The organism is Streptomyces changchenzhani, assembly GCF_039766235.1.
Taxonomy (GTDB): Bacteria; Actinomycetota; Actinomycetes; order Streptomycetales; family Streptomycetaceae; genus Streptomyces.
The window spans coordinates 11,623-29,795 of sequence record NZ_JBDHNH010000016.1 but is presented as its reverse complement, the minus strand read 5'-3'; the positions used below and the strand labels follow the sequence as shown (position 1 = coordinate 29,795).

The following is an 18,173-nucleotide window of genomic DNA, read 5'->3' as shown; positions in this document are numbered from 1 at the left end:
CCCGGACCTGCCTGCCCTCAGGGGCTACCCGCGGTACGCCCGCAGCTCACACATATTTGACGCCGTCGCCGTCTCAAAACCGATGACCACGGCCTATTCTTTGCCCTACTGCTCCGGCAGCGTGGCCGAACCCGGGCGACCCTCGTCGGGCAGCGCTGCCCGAGGACCAAGCAGCGGGGGCACACTTGGCTCACAACGAGATGTCTGTATTCGGCGTGTCCGAGACCGAAGAAGAGATCTACCGGCATTTTCTGCGGAATCCCGACACACCCGCCGACGACATCCACCTGCGGCTGCACACCGATCCCGATGCCGTCCTGAGCTGCCTCGGCCGGCTGCGCGATCTTAGCCTGCTGCACCCCACGGGCCCGGACGGGCTGATCTCCCCGGCCAACCCCGAGGTGGCGCTCGCCCGGCTGGTCGACGTACGGCTGCACGAGCTCCACCAGGAGCTCCAGCTCGTCACCCGGTCCCGGCACGTGGTGGACGGGCTGCGGGCCGAGCAGGAGGCGCGGCTGCCGCCGCCGCAGGGGGTCGAGCAGTTGGAGGGGCTGAGCGCGGTCCGTAACCGGATCGACGACCTGGCCTTCTTCGCCCGCGACGAGATCCTGAATGTGGAGCCCTACACCAAGCTGTCGCCCGAGAACATCGCTCGCTCACGGCCGCTGGACATGCGATGTCTCCAGCGGGGCGTGCGCATCCGCAATGTTGTCGTCCGTGCGGCTCTCCAGGACCCGGCGACCGCGGACTACCTGCGGGAGCTGGTCTCCTGCGGGGCGGGCATCAGGGTGGCGGAGGACACCTCGGAGCGGCTGCTGGTGTACGACCGCAGGATCGCGCTCGTACCGCTGGACCCGGAGGACACCTCGCGCGGCGCGCTGCTCGCGCACGAGGGTGGCCTGGTCACCAACATCATTGCCCTCTTCGAGAAGATCTGGGAGGGGGCCGAGGACCTCGAACAGGCAGTGGGCCGCGACACGGCGACTTCGGCGACACGGCTGTCGACCATCGAACAGCGGGTGCTCCGGTCGATGTGCTCGGTCGGCAAGGACGAGGCGGGCGCCCGGGACCTGGGGGTGTCGGTACGTACCTACCGGCGCCACGTCGCCGACCTGATGCAGGCGCTCGGCGCCGCGAGCCGGGCGCACGCGGCGCTGCTGGCGCGCGAACGCGGGTGGGTCTGAGGGGCCCGGCCCGCCGTCCCGAAGCCGTCCCGGCCCGCCTTCCCGAAGCCCGGCCCGCCTTCCCGAAGACCTCCTCGGAGTCAGTCCTCCTCGGACCAGCCGCGCAGTGCCGGGTCCGCGAGGACCCGCGACAGCACGCGGTACACCGCGCCGCGATCCGTGGATCCGACGAGACCGACCCGCAGCCGGATCCGGTCGTGGCCGATCTCGGGGGTGCAGGACCAGTGCGCCGGCACCAGCCCGAGCAGCCGCAGCACCGTGGTGGCTCCGGCCGGGGCCGCGCTGTCGCGGCGGACCGTGACGACGTCGACATACTCGGTGGCCCCTTCGAGTCCGGCCGGTGCTCCGGGTGTGTCGAGTCGATCGCCGTAGGTGCAGCGGGACCTCATCGGGTGGCCTCCTCGGGGGCATCCAGTGTGAGCAGTGCGGCACCGGTCAGCGCCGCTATGCCGGTGGGCAGGGCCGTACGGATGTCCGGGGCGAATTCGGGCGAGTGGTTGGGCACCACCGGGGCGCCGCCGTCCCGGGCGGCCCGCCACTGCCCGGCGCCGGTCACGCCGAGCATCCAGTAGGCCAGCGGGACGCCCTGCGCGCCGAACAGCGGGAAGTCCTCGGTGGCGGTGGTCGCGGGACAGTGCGTCACCCGGTGGGGCCCGAACAGTCCCACGTGGACGCGGCGCACGGCCTCGGTCGCCGCCGCGTCGGGCACCAGCACCGGTGAGCGCGAGGTGACGATGAACTCCGGGTCCTTCGGGCAGCCCGACGCGGCGCACTCGGCCCGTACGATCCGTTCGGCCGCCGCCGTCGCCCGGTCCAGCGCCGCGTCGGAGAAGGCCCGTACGGACAGGCCCAGTTGGGCGTCGTCCGGGATCACATTGCCGCGCTCGCCGGCGCGCAGCGAACCGACCGTCAGCACCACCTGCTCGGCCGGCGCGGTCTCGCGGGACACCACGGACTGGAGCCGCAGCACGGTCGCGGCGGCCGTCAGCACGGGGTCGACGGTCAGATGCGGGGTGCCCGCGTGGCCGCCGCGCCCGTGGATGATCACGTCGAGCGCGGTACTGGCGGCCATCAGCGGGCCGAGGCCGTGGGCGACCGTTCCGGCGGGCAGCGGCGCGGCGTGCTGGGCGAGGACCACGTCGGGGGTGCCGAAGCGCTCGTACAGCCCGTCGGCGAGCATGGCCGCGGCGCCTTCGAGGGTCTCCTCGGCGGGCTGCCCGACGACCAGGACGGTGCCCCGCCAGGTGTCGCGGGTGCGCGACAGTTCGGCGAGCGCCCCGGCGGCGGCGGCCATGTGCAGATCGTGGCCGCAGGCGTGCATGACGCCGGGGGCGGTGCTCGCGTACGGCAGCCCGGTGCGCTCGGCGACGGGCAGCGCGTCCAGTTCGGCGCGCAGCATGACGGTGGGTCCCGGGCCGTTGCGCAGGACGCCGACGAGGCCGTGGCCGCCGCCGACGCCGTGGGTGACGACGGCGTCGTGGCGCTCAAGCCAGTCGGCGAGGCGCCCGGCGGTGCGCTGCTCGCAGCCGGAGAGTTCGGGGTGGGCGTGCAGATCGAGGTAGAACTCGACGGCGGACCGCAGGGCGGCCCGTGGAAGGTCGGGCGTCATTCCCCTCACCTCTCTTCCTTCGCTTCTCTCTTCGCGAGCGTGCGGGGCGGGTGCTTCACGGCTCCGTCGTTCCGCTGTCACGAGGTGTCAGTGGGGTGACAGCGAAAGCAGGGCCGATCTGACAGCGGGCACCACTGGAATGGGGCCATCGCAAGGGAGCAGCACCGGAGAAGCCGGTGGGCCCCGGTGACGCAAGGGAGAATCCCATGGCCCCGAAGAGCGCCCTCGCCACTCTCGCCGACGAGATCCTGGAGCTTGAGTCGGAGACCTTCGAGATCTCCGACTACTCGGACGCCGTGGAGGTCGTGCTCGCCGGTTCGACGTCCTCATCCTCGACGTCGACCTGTTCCAGCACCACCAGCACCACCTCCTGCAGCGCCTGAGCAGGACATCACCGCTTCGGTCAACAGCCTCTTCCCGGCGGGACACCCGCCGGGAAGAGGCTGTCGGCCGTGGTGACGCGCCCGAAGGCGCGCTCACAGGAACGCGCACAAGGGCCCCCCTCACGGGAACGGATGCGGGACGGCCTTGATGTCGCCCGGCGCCAGGTCGTCCGTACGCCGCCCGGCCGACCGCAGCGCGGTCCGCAACCGGGGCATCAGCAGGGCCCGTTGCCGGGTCCAGCCGAAGTCCAGCGGCAGCAGACCGGGCACGGTCGTGCTGACGGTGTGCAGTCCCATCCGGTGCTGCTCGGGTGTCGTCTGGTCGACGGCGATGACGTCGTACCCGGCGCGCACCAGTTCGTCGCGCAGCAGCCGCAGGTCGTCCAGGAGGTCACCGGTGCGCGGCCGGACCGTCTCCCAGTCGGCGAAGGTCTCCGCGAGCGGCAGCACCGCCGCGGGCTCCAGGTATTCACGGGCGTGCTCGGTCATCGACGGCAGCCCGTAGAGCTGGGCGTGGTCCTTGAGGTGCAGGACCTTGCTGAAGTCCCTTGCCATGCCTTCGAGTTCGCTGTGCCGGTCGGCGACCTGGTAGGGCAGGTGGGGGATGTACGTGAGCACTTCGCAGAGCGCGGCCTCGACGGTGCCCTCCGGGTCGAAGCCCGCGGCGGCGCTGAAGGACAGCGTGCCGTAGCCGCCGTCGCGGCGGACCGCGAGGGCGGTGACGACGGGCACCGCGATGTCCATCCGGGTATCGAAGGCGTGCACGTCGTACCCGTGCAGGGCGGCCCGGTCGAGCATGGTGCGGGTGGCGGTCCCCCGGCAGGAGCCCAGGTCGATCTCGGTGAGCGGGGCCCTGCCGTACCAAGCGAGCAGGAACGCGTCGCGCTCGACGAGTTCGAGCAGGCCGTAGAGGATCGCTTCCTCCGAACTGGCGCCGGTGGCGCAGCCGTTGGAGCACTCGAAGACGAAGTTGTCGGCGTCGACCCCGGCGCTGTAGTGCGCGAGCCGGGCGGGCACCAGGATCGGCCGGGAGTCGCGCAGCGAGTGGCCCCACACCCAGGGGATGTCCCGGTCGGGGTCGAAGGGGCTGACGAGGTGGTCGCTCGCGTAGGTGTCGGGCGCGTAGAAGCCGCAGTCGGCCGGGTTCAGGGCGTGCGTCCCGGCGGCGAGCAGGCCGTTGTACGGGGCGACGACCGGTGAGGTGCCGCGTCTGCGGTGCGTGCCGGCGTACCGCTCCAGGCCCTCCAGGAAGGCGAGTGTGCGGCTGGTGGCGTAGCTGTTGGCCTGCCCGCTCCAGGTGACGTCGTTGAGCCCGGCGTAGCCGCGTACGAAGTGGGTGCCTGCCACCGGCGCCGTGGTGGTCGACGCGGGGTTGATCCAGGTGTCCGAACCGAGCGCGCCACAGACCGGGTTGGCCAGCGCGGCGGTCGGCAGGGGGTAGGAGTCCAGGGTGCGCAGCCGGTAGCTGTCCGGGTCCGGCTTGGGGGCCGGGCCCAGGTGCATCCGGGCGGCCTCCGCGGTGTCGGGCACGTCCCGCACGCAGGCGGGGCACAGCGGTTCGGGCAGCAGCGGGAACGTCGCGGTGGCGAGGGTACCGAGGTCGACGCGGGTGACCTGCGGCAGTTCGCGGTCGGCGGGCGCGCCGGTGTCGGGTGCGCCGCGCAGGCCGGTGATCGTCGCGCGGTACGCGGCCCAGACCGCGTCCACGGCGTAGCCGGTGAGTACGGGCCAGTGCGCGGCGCCGTGCGGCTCGTGCCCCAGCTCCAGCGCCTCGCGCTCGGAGCGGCTGCGCAGCCGCTGCCAGCGCATGGCCAGGCACTGGCCGCAGGCGGAGTCCGCCCCGCCCCAGGGGCCGATGAGGACGGCGCGGGCGGTGAGCTGGACGTTGGCGCCGGGGCGGGCGTCGGCGTACGGGTCCGGGTGGCCGAAGCCGAGCACGTCGGCGGCGCCGAGCGGGAGGACGACGGGGCCGGGGATGCCGTGGCCGTCGCGCAACGCGGCGTGGCGGGCGGTGAGTTCACGCTGGAGCAGGGCGCGGCCCGCCTCCAGTGGCGCTTCGGCCAGTACCCCCGTCGGGGGCGCGCCGGTTCGTACCGCGGTCGTCATGACTTGTCGCTCCAGCGGAAGGTCCTGAGCGCGACGGCGCCGAAGACGAGGGCGAAGGCGGCGAGCACCCCGCACGCGAAGGCGATGTCACCGGTGGAGCCGTCGCCGGTGAGGGCGGCGGAGATACCGTCGTTGAGGTAGCGCAGCGGGAGCGCCTGGGAGAGGGTCTGCATCCAGTCGGGCATCGCGTCGAGCGGGAAGAAGGAGCCGGACAGGAACGCCATGGGCAGCATCAGGCAGTTGGCGACGGCGGCGACGGCCTCGGGGGTCTTCGCGTACGAGCCGACGATCACGCCGATCGCCAGGAAACCGGTGATGCCGAGGACGAGTACGGGCAGGGCCAGCGGCCAACTGCTCGCCAGTTCCAGGCCGAACGACGGCAGCAGCGCGACGGCGACGAAGAGTACGGCCTGTACCGCGCCGATGCCCAGCGCCAGCACATAGCGGGAGGCCAGCACCGACGACACCCGCGTCGGTGTCATCCGGATCAGCCGCAGAATGTCGTCGCGCCGCCACTGCATGAGGACAAAGCCGACGCCGAAGACGGCTGCGTTGCCGATGCCCCAGGACAGCACGCCGGGGGCGATGTAGTTGATGTACGGCTTGCCGCTCTGCTCGACGGTCTGCCCGTGGAAGATCAGGCCGAAGACGACCAGGAAGAGCAGAGGGAAGGCGAAGGTGAAGAAGAGGGTGGTCTTGTCGCGGGTGTAGGCCCGGTATCCGGCCTGGCTCAGCGCGGCGTATGCGCTCATGAGGGTGTCTCCGTATCCGCTGGTGCGGTGGGTGCGTGGGGGGCAGTTGGGGGCAGTTGGGGGAAGGCTTACGGCTGGTCGATGCCGGAGCCCGTCAGTTCGAGGTAGACGTCTTCGAGGCTCGCGGTGCGTGTCTGTACGCCCTGGAGCCCGGCGATCGCGTCGACCCCGGCCAGTACCCGCCCCGAGTCGAGGGTCTCCAGGACGATCGTGTCGCCGTCCTGCGTGGCCCGGTCGACGCCGGCGATGGCCTGCGCGTCGGCGAGGGTGAGCCGCTGGGCGGGGACCAGCAGGCGGGTGACGGGGCTGCCCGCCGCGATGAGGCGGCCGGGGCTGTCGAGGGCGGTGATCGCGCCGTCGACCATGATGGCGACCCGGTCGCAGAGCGCCTCGGCCTCGTCGAGGTGGTGGGTGGTGTAGACGATGGTGCGGCCCGCGCCCTTGAGCTCGCGGAGCACCTGCCACAGGGCGCGGCGGGCCTGCGGGTCGAGGGCGGCGGTCGGCTCGTCGAGGAAGATCAGCTCCGGCTCGTGGACGAGCGCGGAGGCGATGGCCAGGCGCTGGCGCTGCCCGCCGGACAGGTCGTCGATCCTTTTGTCGCCCTGCCCGGTGAGGCCGACGGAGGCCAGGGCGCGATCGGCCGCATCGCGGTCGCTCCGGTAGAGGGCGGCCATGGTGCGCAGGTGCTCGCGGGCCGTCAGCCGGACGAAGAACGCCGATGTCTGGGTCTGTACGCCGAGGCGCGGCAGCAGGGCCACATTGCGGGGCCAGGGGCTGGTGCCGAGGATCGAGACGGTCCCGGAGTCCGCTTTTCGCTGCCCCTCCATGATCTCGACGAGGGTCGTTTTGCCGGCGCCGTTGGGGCCGAGCAGCCCGAAGAACTCGCCGCGCGCGACGGTGAGCGACACCCCGTTGACCGCGTGGGTGGTTCCGTACCGCTTGTGTACGTCGTCGAGGACGACGGCCGGGCCGTCCTGGGGGGTGGTGGGGGTGGTGGTCATGGGGATCTCCGTCGGTTGATCGGGCGTGCGGTCAGGCGGTCGGGTCGCCGGGCGGTCAGGCAAGGCGGTCGGGCGGTCAGGTCGTCAGGAGGTGGTGGACGGCTGCCGCGAGAGCCGCGACGAGCAGGCCGAGGACCAGCAGGGAGCCGAGTCCGTAGGCGGTGTAGGCGCGGCGGGCCCGCCGGGGGTAGCCGGCCGCGGCCGGGTCGCGGCGGAGTGCCAGCCGTAGGTAGGCGCCGCTGGACGCGGCGAGTTCGGTGCTGCCCAGCGCCTGACTGACGATCTTGTAGCCGTCGAGTGGGGGGAACGGGACGAGCATCGCGACGGCCTGCACGCTGCCCAGGAGCAGCAGGCCGGCCAGCGCGTCGTGGGTGGCGTCGTCGAGCGGGGCCAGCAGCCACAGCGCGAAGAACGGCAGCAGGAAGAGCAGATTCATTGCCGCACCAGCCACCGCGGTCGCAATCCGATGCCAACGGGTGCGCAGGTAAAGGTAGTTGTCGACCGTGCAATACATGATCACCACCGGCAGCCGCCAGCGCAGACCGATCTCGGCGACATGGCCGCCGTAGTGCCGGGCGACGACGCCGTGCGCCAGCTCGTGCAGGGCGGTGCTCACCCACAGCAGGGTCGCCGCGGCCATCAACAGAACCGGGTTGCCGAACAACTCCCAAGTGGCGGTGAGGAGTTCGCCGATGCGCAGCGCGAGCACACTCTCCATGGCGACGACCAGGGCGAGCAGCGGCACCATCCACCACGGCGAGAGCAGGAACCCGAGGGCGCGGTGCAGCCGCCCGGTGGTCGCGTCCGCGTCGGCGACCAGCCGGAACGTGCCGCGCAGCAGCCCCCGCGGCGGCTCCGCGGCGTCCGCCGCCGGGTCGGGGGCCGGCCTCGGCGATCCGGCGAGCAGGCCACGGGTCCCGAGCAGCTTCAGGATCTGCTGCCAGTTGGCGTCGGCGAGCCTGCGCCCGTACTCCTGCGCGTACTCCTCGCCGATGTCCTCCAGGCTGCGCGTTCCGTCCATCCGCGCGATGAGGAAGTGCTCCTTGCCGCCGACCTTGAAGGACTGCCCGCTGTCGGTGTTCTTGATCAGGTGCACGGTCGTGGCGCCGTGCAGCAGCACGTCGCTGATCAGCACCCGGGGCCGCAGCTCGGGGCGGTAGCGCGAGGGAGCGGGCGGGGTGCTCACGCGGGCTCCCGCAGCGCCCGGCCCAGCACGTGCGAGAGGTACGCCTCGTCGCGGATGGTCACATGCAGCCGGTTGTTGGTCATGTGCATGTACGGGGAGAGCAGCAGCGGCAGTGACACGGCCGGATCGGTGATCTGCTCGTCGCGCTCGCCGTCCCAGGACCGGAACACCAGGTCGCCGTTGGCCGTCAAGGTGCGTGCGCGGTCGCGCAGTTCGGCGCAGTGCTCGGCCCAGCCCGCCAGGAACGCGGGCAGCGGCCCCGGCTCGCTGCTGCCGACCGCATCGCGGATGCGGGCGAACCTCCCGGCCAGGTCGGCGGCCATCGAAGCGTAGTTGCGGTCGTACTCCTCGTTGCCGATGAAGTTGGTGCCGGGGAAGGCCCGGTGCCAGAACTCGTAATAGCTGTCGAGGTAGTCGCCCAGCTCCTGCACCCCCGGCAGGAACGTCCCGGAGATGACCATCATCAGCTGGGCGGAGGTGCCGAGCAGCACCGTGCGCAGATGCAGGTTCTTGGTGCGCAGGGCGTCGATGACCAGGTCGCTGGAGTGCCGGAAGTGCCACTCGGCGAGCTCGATGCCGGCCGGGCCGCCGTACTTGCCGAACTCCGGTTCGTACGCCTCCGTACTGCGCGAATTGTTGGTCCGCAGGTTCATGCGGCCCTGGTCGTCGAGGTAGTGGCCGCGCTCGCTGCCTGGGAACTCGATCTCGAAGAGCGTGTTGTAGAAGTCGTTGAGGAAACCGGAGTCGACCTCGTAGAGCGCGGGGCGCTCGGCGAGGAACGCGTCGACGGCCTCCTCGGTGCGGCGGCGCACCTCGGCCTCGGCGGCCGGGGACGAAGGCTTCATGCGCAGCCGTACGTGCGGGCCCTCCAGCCAGTAGTTCATGAAGAAGTACCCGGCGAGCAGCCCCTCGTCCTCCAGCTCGGCCACCAGGGGTCGGATGCACTGGATGAGCAGGGGGCGCGGGTTGGCGGCGTAGAAGACGTGGGTGGCCTGCCAGGCGCCCGTGCGGGTTCCGGCGGGGGCGGGGGCGGTCATGATGCGTTCCTCCATCGGCTGGGTACGACGGTCATCAGCTGGATACGACGGTTTCCACGGCCAGTTCGGCGACATGGCGGCCCCGCCCTGACACGGCGTGCAGGCCGTCCTCGTCGGGCAGCATTTCCCGGAACACCACGCGGGCCTGCGCGGTTTTGAGCAGCGACTCGAACGCCGACAGGGACAGGGCGCTGTCGAAGTCCAGGTACTGCGGCTTGGCGCCGGTCGCGCCGCGCGCCCCACTGTCGGAGACGGTCGCGAAAACCCGGTCGGGCAGCCGGTGGGCGCGCCGGAAGCGGTGCCAGCCCAGAAACCAGTCCTCGTCGGATGTGCCGGGCGCGGCCAGCGGCAGTACGGAGGCGGGGGCGCTCCAGCTGCGGCGGCTGAGGACAACGCTGCCGTAGCGCACCCTGGGCCGCCCAGTCACGCCGCCCACCGGCTCGCTCTCCGGCACGCCGCCCCACACATTGAGCGGGGCCATCGAGGTGGGCGAGAGCAGCAGCAGGGTGCGGGGCAGCTCCGGGAGGGCGAGCGGCACCAGATAACCGAGGTAGACGGGGACGACTTCGCGGCCGAGGCGGGTGGAGCGCAGCACCAGACGGTCGGCCGCCGCGTCGTGCTCGATGTACAGGTCGTCGAGGTGCAGGCCGAACGCGTCGGGCAGGGTGCCCGTTTCGCCGGGGCAGACGATCTCGTACTCGGTGAGCCGCCCGTGCAGATTGAGGTTGCTGGTGACGGGACCGCCGGTGACTTCGGCGAAGACGGCGCCCTCGGGTTCGATGCCGGCGGAGCCTGCCATCAGCCGCTCCTCGATGCCGTCGAAGCAGTGCGTGAAGCGGCTGAAGGGGAAGGACAGGCCGCCGTAGGACCGGTTGAGTACGACAAGCGGGTCCTCGGCGCGGGCGGCGAGCTGCACGTGGTGGCTCATGGGGGCGAACCCGGGTGCCACGGTGGCGAGTTCACTGGCCACGTCGGCGACGAAGGCGTCGTCAACGACCAGTTCGCCGCTGCCCTGCGCCGCGTCCCACAGTGCCCGCATCCGTGCGACGAAGGTCTGCCGGGCGGTGTCGAGGGCCTTGAGCTGGGGCAGGCCCAGCCAGTTCACCTCGGGTACGTACTGTCCTTCGGCGTCGAAGGCGGTGCGCCCGGCGGTGAACGTCATGTACTGGTCGAAGAAGTCCTCGTGGAAGTCGTGGACGAGCTTCAGCAGGTCGTCGCAGCGCCCGCCCTGCCGGTACCGGGCGAGGAAGAACCCCTTGAACGTGACGCGCTGCGGCAGGGTCAGGTCGAACGCGGGGAGGATCTGCTCCACCGCGCTCAGCGGCCCGGCGGCCAGCTCCGTCCACGCGTCGAGGTCCAGGCGCGTCTCACGGGCCGCCGCCGCGTCCTCGTACAGGACCGTCTGCGGCACCCTGGCGCGTTCGGCGCCCAACTCCTCCTGGATGGTGCGCAGTCCGGTGCGCAGCTCGTCGAGCAGCTCGCGCCGGGCGGGCGGGTCGGCGGCCGCGAACCGGTCGATGCAGGAGACCGGTCCTTCGAGGCGCACCGCCAACCGGTCCGCCCACGGGCGCCGAAGGCCGCGCAGCGACTCCTGGAACGCGCGCAGCGGATCGGTGTCGTGCACCCCGGTCCGCAGGCAGGGCACCTGGACCATGCCGAGGTCGAGGAGTGCCTGGAGGTACTGGGCGCTCTCCTCCCCGTCGGCGTGCTGGTCGGCGGCGAGCCACTCGGACAGCTCCCCGTAGCGCAGCGTCCCGCGCGTCTCGAAGAGGCCGAGCAGCCGCTCCAGGGTGCCGCTGCGGCGCAGGAAGAACAGCCGGTCCTTGACCGCGTCGAAGGTGACGGCGTGGTCGTCGTCGCCCGTGGTGACCCAGCGGCGTACATACCGCACCCGGTCGTCGTCCCGGCCCCACCCGGAGGCGAGCGCGACGGGCAGGTCTGCGCGGCGGACGGGGTCGGCGATCACGCACTCGGCGAGCCGGCCCAAAGCGACGACGTTCAGGCGCAGATGGCTGGTCCACTCGTCGTCGACCGCCACCTCAAGACCGACGCCCTCCGCGTCCTCGGTGAACTCGCCGAGCGCGACCCCGGTGAACGTCGAGAACGGGCTGGTCTTGCAAACCGTCCGGTACAGGTACGAAAGCAGTGAGCGTTCGATCTTGCGCTGCTTCTTGTCGGGCCGCGTGTGCGGCGCGGCATCTCCCTTGCGTACGAAGGCGTCGATCTGCGCGTCCAGCGTCGGCGAGGCCAGCAGCAGCCCCTTGCGCAGCCGCTCCTCCCCCGCGAGGCGGCGCAGCGCGGCGCGGCTGCGCCCGGTCTCGTCGGCGAGCAGCGCGGCGCCGTCACCCTTGCGCTCCTCCAGCCGGCGGCGGCCCTTCAGCCAGTGGGCGAGCGCCGTACCCGCCGCCGGGTCGAGGCCGCCGACCAGGGTGACGGCGGCCTCGCCGTCCTGCGGCAGGCGGTTGTTGAACACCTCGCGGCGCAGCTTGAGCAGCCCGCGCCGCACCGCCTCGTCGGTGTTGTCCCCGATCAGGCCGTGCAGCAGATCGCCGATCTCCTCACCCGCTGCGGTCAACTGCGCTGCTTCGTCGAGCACTTCGTCGGCCCAGCGGCGGGCGCCGGGGCAGCGCAGGCCGTACACGCTCTCCATCGGCAGCCCGGCGGCGCGGAGCATGAACGCGGCGCGCGGTGCGCGGGGTTGAGGGGATCGGGACATGTCCGTGGCGCCTCTTCCGTTGCTCACGTTGCTCATCAGGCGATCTCGTAGCGGAAGTCGGCGGGGGCGGGCCGTTCGTTGCCGATCATCATGATCAGCAGCGGTGCCTCGCCGGTCTTTTCGAGGCCGAGTTCCTCGATGTACGAGATGTTGTCGAAGCCCAGCGCGACCCCGCAGCCGAGATCCAGCGCGGAGCAGGCGGTGTACAGGGACTGGGCGGCGGCGCCGATGGTGGCGTTGACCAGGCGATATCCCCGGTCGCCGACGGCTTCCAGTACGGCGGTGGTACGGACCGTGGGCACCAGGACCGCGCCGGCCTGCTCCAGGTTGTAGTTGGACAGGAAGTAGTTCTTCTGGAGGAACTCGCCGGGCCTGCCCTCCTTCACCAGCCGCAGCGAGCGCGCCTGCGGGTCGTACTCGTACGAGCCCGGGGCCAGCCCTTCGACATGGTTGACGAAGGCGTACAGCTTGGCCAGCGCGACGCCGTGCGAGTCGCCGCCGATCTTCGAACCGGACGCGGCGGCGGCCAGCGCGGCGGCCAACTGCGCCCCGGTGACGGGCCGCTGGGCATCGAAGCGGCCGAAGCTGCTGCGGCGTCGGCGCAGTGCGGTGCGTACATCGGTGTCGAGCGGCTGCGCGGCGGGCAGCGGCGCCTCGACGCGGTCGGGGTCGACGGGCAGCGCGGCGGCGGCGGCGAGGGCGCCGGGTGCGGGGCGCCGGGGGGCGCGGTGCGCGGTGGCGGCCTGCATCTTGAGCAGCGAGTCGAAGGTGAGCACGGTACGAGACCGCTCAACGTCCGTGTGCTGGACGGAGGTTGCTCCAACGGCGGCGGTCGCCGCCGACTCCCCCTCCCACTTGAGCGGCACCACGGCGAAGATGCCTTCCTCCTCGCCGCGCACACCAAGCAGCCGCGCCAGCCGCTCCTCGTCGAACCACAGCGCCGGTTCGACGGCCAGGCCGCGGGCCTTCGCCCACATGCGCCAGGTCTGCACGGCGGCGCCCACGTCCATGCTCACGGCGTGGAAGGAGAAGCTGTTGTACTTGAAGGCGTTCTGCCAGTACTTGACGCCGAGGACCAGGTACTGGTCGGTCGTCGCACCCGGCGCGTCCTCGCCGAGCGCCGCCCGCACCTCGCCCGAGACGTCCCCGGTGAGCAGCCGCTGCATGGTGTGGTGGCGGGTCGAGTAGTAGTGCACACCGGGCGGTACGGGCCCGCTCGCCCCGGACACCCAGTACACGCTGACGGGGTAGAGGCCGCCGCCGGATGCCGAGCCGCGCGACCAGTTGGCGAGTGGGTAGAAGGGCAGCGCGCTCAGGTCGGTATTGGCCTGGATGCCGAGCCGGCGGCCGGTCAGCCCGTACGAGTCGCGGAGCATCCCCGAGAGGGAGCGCAGGTCGAACGGGCCGTCACCGCCCGGGATTTCGGCGAGGCCGCGGTCCAGGTCGGCGTCGGCCGGGTACTCCGAGTCCGGCAGCGGCATGCTGTCGACGCCGGGGTAGAACTTGGCCTTGCGCGGGCTGTCCGTCCAGTTCGGTACATGGTCGGCGGGTTCCATCGGGACCCGGCCGCGCCGCATGATCGCGGCGGCGTATTCATGGGCGTATCCCATGGCGGACTCCTCGGTCACTCGATCGCTCGGTCAATCGGTCGCTGGGTCGCTGGGTCGCTGGGTCGCTCGGTCGCTCGGTCACGGGAAGGGGTGAGGTGCGGGGTTGAGGTCGGAGGCGACGAGATCGCGCTCGCGCAGCCCGGCCTCGCGCAGCGCGGTACGCAACCGGGGCATTTCCAGGGCGCGCTGCCGGGTCCAGCCGAAGTCGATCGGCAACAGCCCCGGCACGATCACGCTGACCGTCGTCAGGCCCAGGGCCCGCTGTTCGGGCATGGTCTGGTCGACGACGATCACGTCGAAGCCCTTCGCGGTGACCGCGTCCACGCAGCGCGTCAGGTCGTCGCGCAGGTCGCCGGAAACGGGCGGCACGGAGCCGTTCCCGTACAGCTCGGCCATCGGGATCTTCGGCGGCCTCGGCGCGCCGGGCTCCCCGATCAGGAAGTGCGCGTGGTCGCCCATTTCGGGGATGCCGTACGACAGCGGGTGGTCGTGCAGTGCCGCGACTTTCGCGAAGTCCTGGGCCATGGCCCGCAGCCGCTTCTCGTCGCGCTCGGTGCGGCCCTGGAGGTTGACGGCGTCGGTGGCGATCTCGCAGAGCGCTCCGGCCAGCGCGGACTCGGCGTCGAGACCGGCGCCCGCGCCGAAGCACATCCGCCCAGGACCGCCGTCGGGCCGTACCGCCACGCCGGTGACGACGGGGATGGGGAAGGAGATCCGGGTGTCGAAGAAGCGGGCCTCGTAGCCGTACATCTCCAGCCGCTCGACCATCTGCCGGGTGGCGGGCCGGGTGCTGGTGCGTGGGTCGAGCTCGGGCAGGGCGGCCTGCCCGTACCAGGTGAGGAGGAAGGCGTCGCGCTCGACGACCTCCATGAGGCCGAAGTAGACGGCCTCCTCCAGACAGCCGCCGGACGCGCAGCCGTTGGAACTCTCCTGTACGAAACGGTTCTCCAGGCCGGGTGCGTGGTAATACGTCAGCACCTCGGGGACCAGGACCGGCTTGTTGTGGAGCAGCGAGTACCCCCACACCCAGGGGATCTCGCGGTCCGGGGTGAAGGGGGTGACGCGCGGGTTGGCCCGGTGGAACGCCTCGGAGTACAGCCCGCACTCGCGCGGGTCGAGCGCCCGCTCGCCCCGCCCGCGAAGCCCGTCCAGGGACTCGCGCACCCCGGCCTGCTTGGCGCGGGCGCGCATCCCGGCGTACCGCTCAAGCCCTTCCAGTACGCCGATGCGCACGCTCTGCGCGAAGGTGTCGGCGTGCCCGCCCCAGAAGGTCTCGCGGAGGTAGTCCCCGGACCGCATGGAGAAGCAGCCGATGGTGGCGGAGGTGGACAGCGAGGAGACATCCTGGACGACGGAGGACCCCAGCGACCCGCACACGGGGTTGGCGTACGGCTCGATGGGCAGCTCGTACGCGCCGATGTCACGGACCCGGAAGGTCCCGGGCCGGTGCTTGGGGGCGGGCCGGAAGTCGAGAACGGCGGCCTCGGCGGTGTCCTCCTGCGGGTGGCCACAGCGGGGGCACTCGGGGTCGGGCACGAGCGGATAGTGCCGGACGGCGAGGGTCTGAAGATCCACCAGATGCACGGCGGAGAACGCCCCACCACGCGGCCCGGCCCCACCGACCCGGGCAGCAACCAGCCCGGCAATCGCGTCACCCCCGAAGGGAGTGACGTACGGCGAGGCCGCAACGGCATCGGTCCCGCCCCCGAGCTCAAGCGCCTCCCGCAGAGCGATGGACCGCACGGCCTGCCAACGCCGCTCAAGACACAACCCACAGGCCTGCCCGGATCCGCCGTCGCGCCCGGGTCCGGGGAAGGGCCCGACGACGGCATGCCGCCCGTAGAACCGAACGGGAACGACGGAACTGCCCAAGTCGCCGAGCCCGTAAGGCAGACCCGGACCGGCGGACGCCACCACCAGCCCGTCCGGCGTTTGAGGACACGCCCGCAGGGCGTCCCGGGGCGCCGGGGCCCCGCCGCCGGCTTCGCCCAACCCACCCGGCCCAACCGCCACCTCCAGCCCGTCCGGCGTTTGAGGACCACGCCCGGAGGGCGTCCGGGGGCCCGGGGGCACGCCCCCGGTTTCGGGAAGGGGCGGGGAGGGGAGCAGCGCCGCAGGCGACCCGAACGCGTTGCGCACCCCCAGCGCCGCAACCTCCACCCGCACACCCGCACCGTGCGCAACGAGCCCACGCCGAACCAGCGCACCCAGCTCCGCGCAGGACCGCTCCAACGGCGAGGCAGCCACGGAAGCGACGGCCGCACTGGCCGCACCAGACGTACCAGCCACACCAACCGCGTCACCGGACATCCGCACCGTCACCCCCCGCCGCCCCCACAGTGAGCAGCACCCGAGCCGTACTGATCCCGCCGGCCGGCAGATCCGCCGGGGTCGTGGGGACGTAGAGCACATCCCGCCCGGCCTCCCGCAGCCGCTCAAGCACCGCGTCGAACGTCGTGGCCGCCGCATCCGCGCCCACCGCCGCTCCGGTCACCGCGATCGTCCCGGCGGCGAGGTCCCGCACCAGCGGATCACCCTCGTCGACGGCGGCGAAAGCATCGGCCACACCCCCGGAAGCCGCACCCGCGCCGCCCTCGGCCGCCAACTGCACCTGCCCCAGCAGATCCCGCAGCGCGGCACACGCGGCGGCCCGGCGCGACAGCTCGCCGGCGACGGCCCAGCGCCCGCCTGTCTCCCGCGCCAGCACCACCCGCGCCGATGAGCGCGTCTCCTCGCCGAGGTCGAGCAGCTCCACCTCGATGTCCAGATTGGCAGCGGACTTCAGCAGGAAGACCAGCTCGGGGTCCGCGCCCCCACCCCCATCGGCGGTGGCGACCACCGAGACCCGCGCACTCCCCCGCACCGCCCGCAGCACCGCATCATGCGCCAGCACGGACAACAGCCCACGCCCTGCCGCCTCCTGTGGCGTACCCCCCGCACCCGCGCCCGCGCTCGTCGCCAGGTGCAGCCGGTCACGGTTGAACGCCCCGAAGGTACGCACCGCCGCTGCGGGCACCCGTACCGGCTCCTTGGTGAGCAGCGAGGTCGCGGTGATCCAGGCACCAACATCCCCCACAGCCACTCCCGTGCCGCCCCCCGTGGTCAGCGCGTCGGGCCCCAGCGCCAACACATTTCCCGCAGAGGGGAGTTCAATGACCGGCGGCACCACATGCTCGACATACGTCTCGGCCGCCGCATACAGCGCCCGCATCCGCGCCCCCGCCAGGTGGTGCACGTCGAACGCCGCGATCCTGCGCCGCACCCCGTGCCCGAGCGCCACCTCGACCCGGCTGATCTTCAGCGGGGTCTGGGTGAGCTCCTCGTCGTCGTAACGGATGAAGATCCCGGTGTACGGGCGGACCAGCGCGGTACTGATCCGGTTCAGGTCCGCCACCAGGGCCTCCGCCTCGCGGGCGGTGTCGATGGTGGGGACGGCCGGCAGCGCGAGCCCGCCGGGCAGTGCGTCGGCGACCGGCCCGGCGACCCGCGCGCAGTGCCCGCAACGCGGATGGGCCCGCACCGGCTCCGCCCTGACGTCAAGCGACTCCAGGTCCTGGATGAGCACCTGTTGGTGTGTCTCGGCGGGCAGCGCACCGGTCGTGATGCGGAAGATCTCGTACCCGAGCAGGTTGCCCGTCATGGCCGCGAGCGGCCCCGACAGCGGCCCGTCGACCGTCTCGGACTGCACAACGGCGCCACCGGCGACCTCGCTCCAGATCTCCGCAGCCGCACCGGCGTCGACGTTGCCGCCGAGCCGCAGCACCGCGCAGGACCAACAGCCGGTGGAACCCTCGGTGGAGAGCGGCCCGGTGACGGCGCGGTTGCCGAACGTCCAGGACGGGATGAGGGTCTTGCCTACGGGCACCCCTTCCGTCAGCAGCCGGTGAGTACGGACGGCGGCGCCCGCGCCGGTCACGACCACGACGTCGTACCCGGCGAGAGCGGCCCAGTCCGCATCCGGATCGATGCCGTCGATCCGCACGGTGCAACCGTCCGCCGCCAACTCAGCTGCTTCCGCGGCCACTTCGGCGAGATCGCCCAAGCCCGCGACGGCGATGTGCCCACTGCCGTTACGAATCAGGCTCAGCGCACACCAGTTGGCGACCGCGTCGCCGCCGAGCACCGCGACCTTCGTGTCCCTGAAGCGCCGGAAGCGCGCGGGCGCTCCGTCGACGTAGTGGTCGACGTAGGCGATCTGCGCGGCGAAGCGACGGGCCACCCCCTCGGCCTGCGCACCGCCCGCGACCGCCTCGGCCTCTTCCGCCTCTTGCGCCTCGGGTATGTCGCGGGCGAACCCGCGCTCGTACAGCGTCTTGACCAGCTCCGCCGCCATCGCCCGCTGCGCCGGACCGAAGCCCTGGACGATGTCGGCGAGCCGGTGCTGTCCCGACAGGTGCGGGACGACCAGGGACGCGAAGCGGTACGCGGTGCGGCCCGTCAGATGGAAGCCGCCGTCGGCGTTGTGGAAGAGCACCCCGCCCGGGGTCTCGGTGAACAGCACGTCCCGGCGGATGCGCGGCCGGGTCCCGGCGAGCGCATCGACGGCCTCATTCACTACACCCTCAGCCACTGCACCTTCAGCCATCCGA

The 18,173-nt window shown here is 72.0% G+C and carries 13 protein-coding genes; 2 read left to right on the top strand and 11 right to left on the bottom strand.

Features of this window, described 5'->3' with window-relative positions; all coding sequences use genetic code 11:
- Positions 1 to 200: 200 nt before the first annotated feature.
- Positions 201 to 1,184 carry a helix-turn-helix transcriptional regulator gene (locus tag ABCR94_RS34835; protein WP_347125032.1) on the top strand — a complete coding sequence of 328 codons (984 nt, stop codon included), beginning with the start codon at positions 201 to 203 and terminating at the stop codon, positions 1,182 to 1,184.
- Between the two features lie 80 nt (positions 1,185 to 1,264).
- On the opposite strand, the gene ABCR94_RS34830 is transcribed toward ABCR94_RS34835, so the two are convergent.
- Entirely contained in the window at positions 1,265 to 1,573 is a 309-nt protein-coding gene (locus ABCR94_RS34830) for a hypothetical protein (RefSeq protein ID WP_347125030.1), read from the bottom strand.
- Entirely contained in the window at positions 1,570 to 2,793 is a 1,224-nt protein-coding gene (locus ABCR94_RS34825) for an amidohydrolase (protein ID WP_347125028.1), read from the bottom strand. The genes ABCR94_RS34830 and ABCR94_RS34825 overlap by 4 nt, the downstream gene beginning before the upstream one ends.
- Before the next feature lie 206 nt (positions 2,794 to 2,999).
- Between ABCR94_RS34825 and ABCR94_RS34820 the strand changes: the two genes are divergently transcribed.
- Positions 3,000 to 3,176, top strand: a complete 177-nt coding sequence (locus ABCR94_RS34820; protein ID WP_347125026.1) for a thiazolylpeptide-type bacteriocin — start codon at positions 3,000 to 3,002, stop codon at positions 3,174 to 3,176.
- Positions 3,177 to 3,296: 120 nt separating this feature from the next.
- On the opposite strand, the gene ABCR94_RS34815 is transcribed toward ABCR94_RS34820, so the two are convergent.
- The 9 genes from ABCR94_RS34815 to ABCR94_RS34775 form a co-directional block, all read right to left on the bottom strand.
- Positions 3,297 to 5,282, bottom strand: a complete 1,986-nt coding sequence (locus ABCR94_RS34815) for a TOMM precursor leader peptide-binding protein (RefSeq protein ID WP_347125025.1) — start codon at positions 5,280 to 5,282, stop codon at positions 3,297 to 3,299.
- Positions 5,279 to 6,034, bottom strand: coding sequence for an ABC transporter permease (locus tag ABCR94_RS34810; RefSeq protein ID WP_347125023.1), 756 nt, complete (start codon positions 6,032 to 6,034; stop codon positions 5,279 to 5,281). The genes ABCR94_RS34815 and ABCR94_RS34810 overlap by 4 nt, the downstream gene beginning before the upstream one ends.
- Before the next feature lie 68 nt (positions 6,035 to 6,102).
- Positions 6,103 to 7,035: an ABC transporter ATP-binding protein gene (locus ABCR94_RS34805; RefSeq protein ID WP_347125022.1), complete on the bottom strand. Its 933-nt coding sequence runs from the start codon at positions 7,033 to 7,035 to the stop codon at positions 6,103 to 6,105.
- A gap of 76 nt (positions 7,036 to 7,111) precedes the next feature.
- The gene (locus ABCR94_RS34800) at positions 7,112 to 8,221 is read right to left on the bottom strand and encodes a site-2 protease family protein (protein WP_347125020.1); all 1,110 of its coding nucleotides are present in this window, start codon (positions 8,219 to 8,221) and stop codon (positions 7,112 to 7,114) included.
- On the bottom strand, positions 8,218 to 9,258 hold the full coding sequence (locus tag ABCR94_RS34795) for a lantibiotic dehydratase C-terminal domain-containing protein (RefSeq protein ID WP_347125018.1): 1,041 nt from the start codon (positions 9,256 to 9,258) through the stop codon (positions 8,218 to 8,220). Before ABCR94_RS34795 ends, ABCR94_RS34800 begins: the two co-directional genes overlap by 4 nt.
- 34 nt (positions 9,259 to 9,292) lie before the next feature.
- Positions 9,293 to 11,974 carry a lantibiotic dehydratase gene (locus ABCR94_RS34790; protein WP_347125017.1) on the bottom strand — a complete coding sequence of 894 codons (2,682 nt, stop codon included), beginning with the start codon at positions 11,972 to 11,974 and terminating at the stop codon, positions 9,293 to 9,295.
- Between the two features lie 35 nt (positions 11,975 to 12,009).
- A complete protein-coding gene (locus ABCR94_RS34785) occupies positions 12,010 to 13,584 on the bottom strand; it encodes a SagB family peptide dehydrogenase (protein WP_347125016.1) in 1,575 nt (524 codons plus the stop codon).
- A gap of 78 nt (positions 13,585 to 13,662) precedes the next feature.
- Entirely contained in the window at positions 13,663 to 15,894 is a 2,232-nt protein-coding gene (locus tag ABCR94_RS34780) for a TOMM precursor leader peptide-binding protein (RefSeq protein WP_347125014.1), read from the bottom strand.
- Positions 15,884 to 18,169: a TOMM precursor leader peptide-binding protein gene (locus ABCR94_RS34775; RefSeq protein ID WP_347125013.1), complete on the bottom strand. Its 2,286-nt coding sequence runs from the start codon at positions 18,167 to 18,169 to the stop codon at positions 15,884 to 15,886. The genes ABCR94_RS34780 and ABCR94_RS34775 overlap by 11 nt, the downstream gene beginning before the upstream one ends.
- Positions 18,170 to 18,173: the final 4 nt, after the last annotated feature.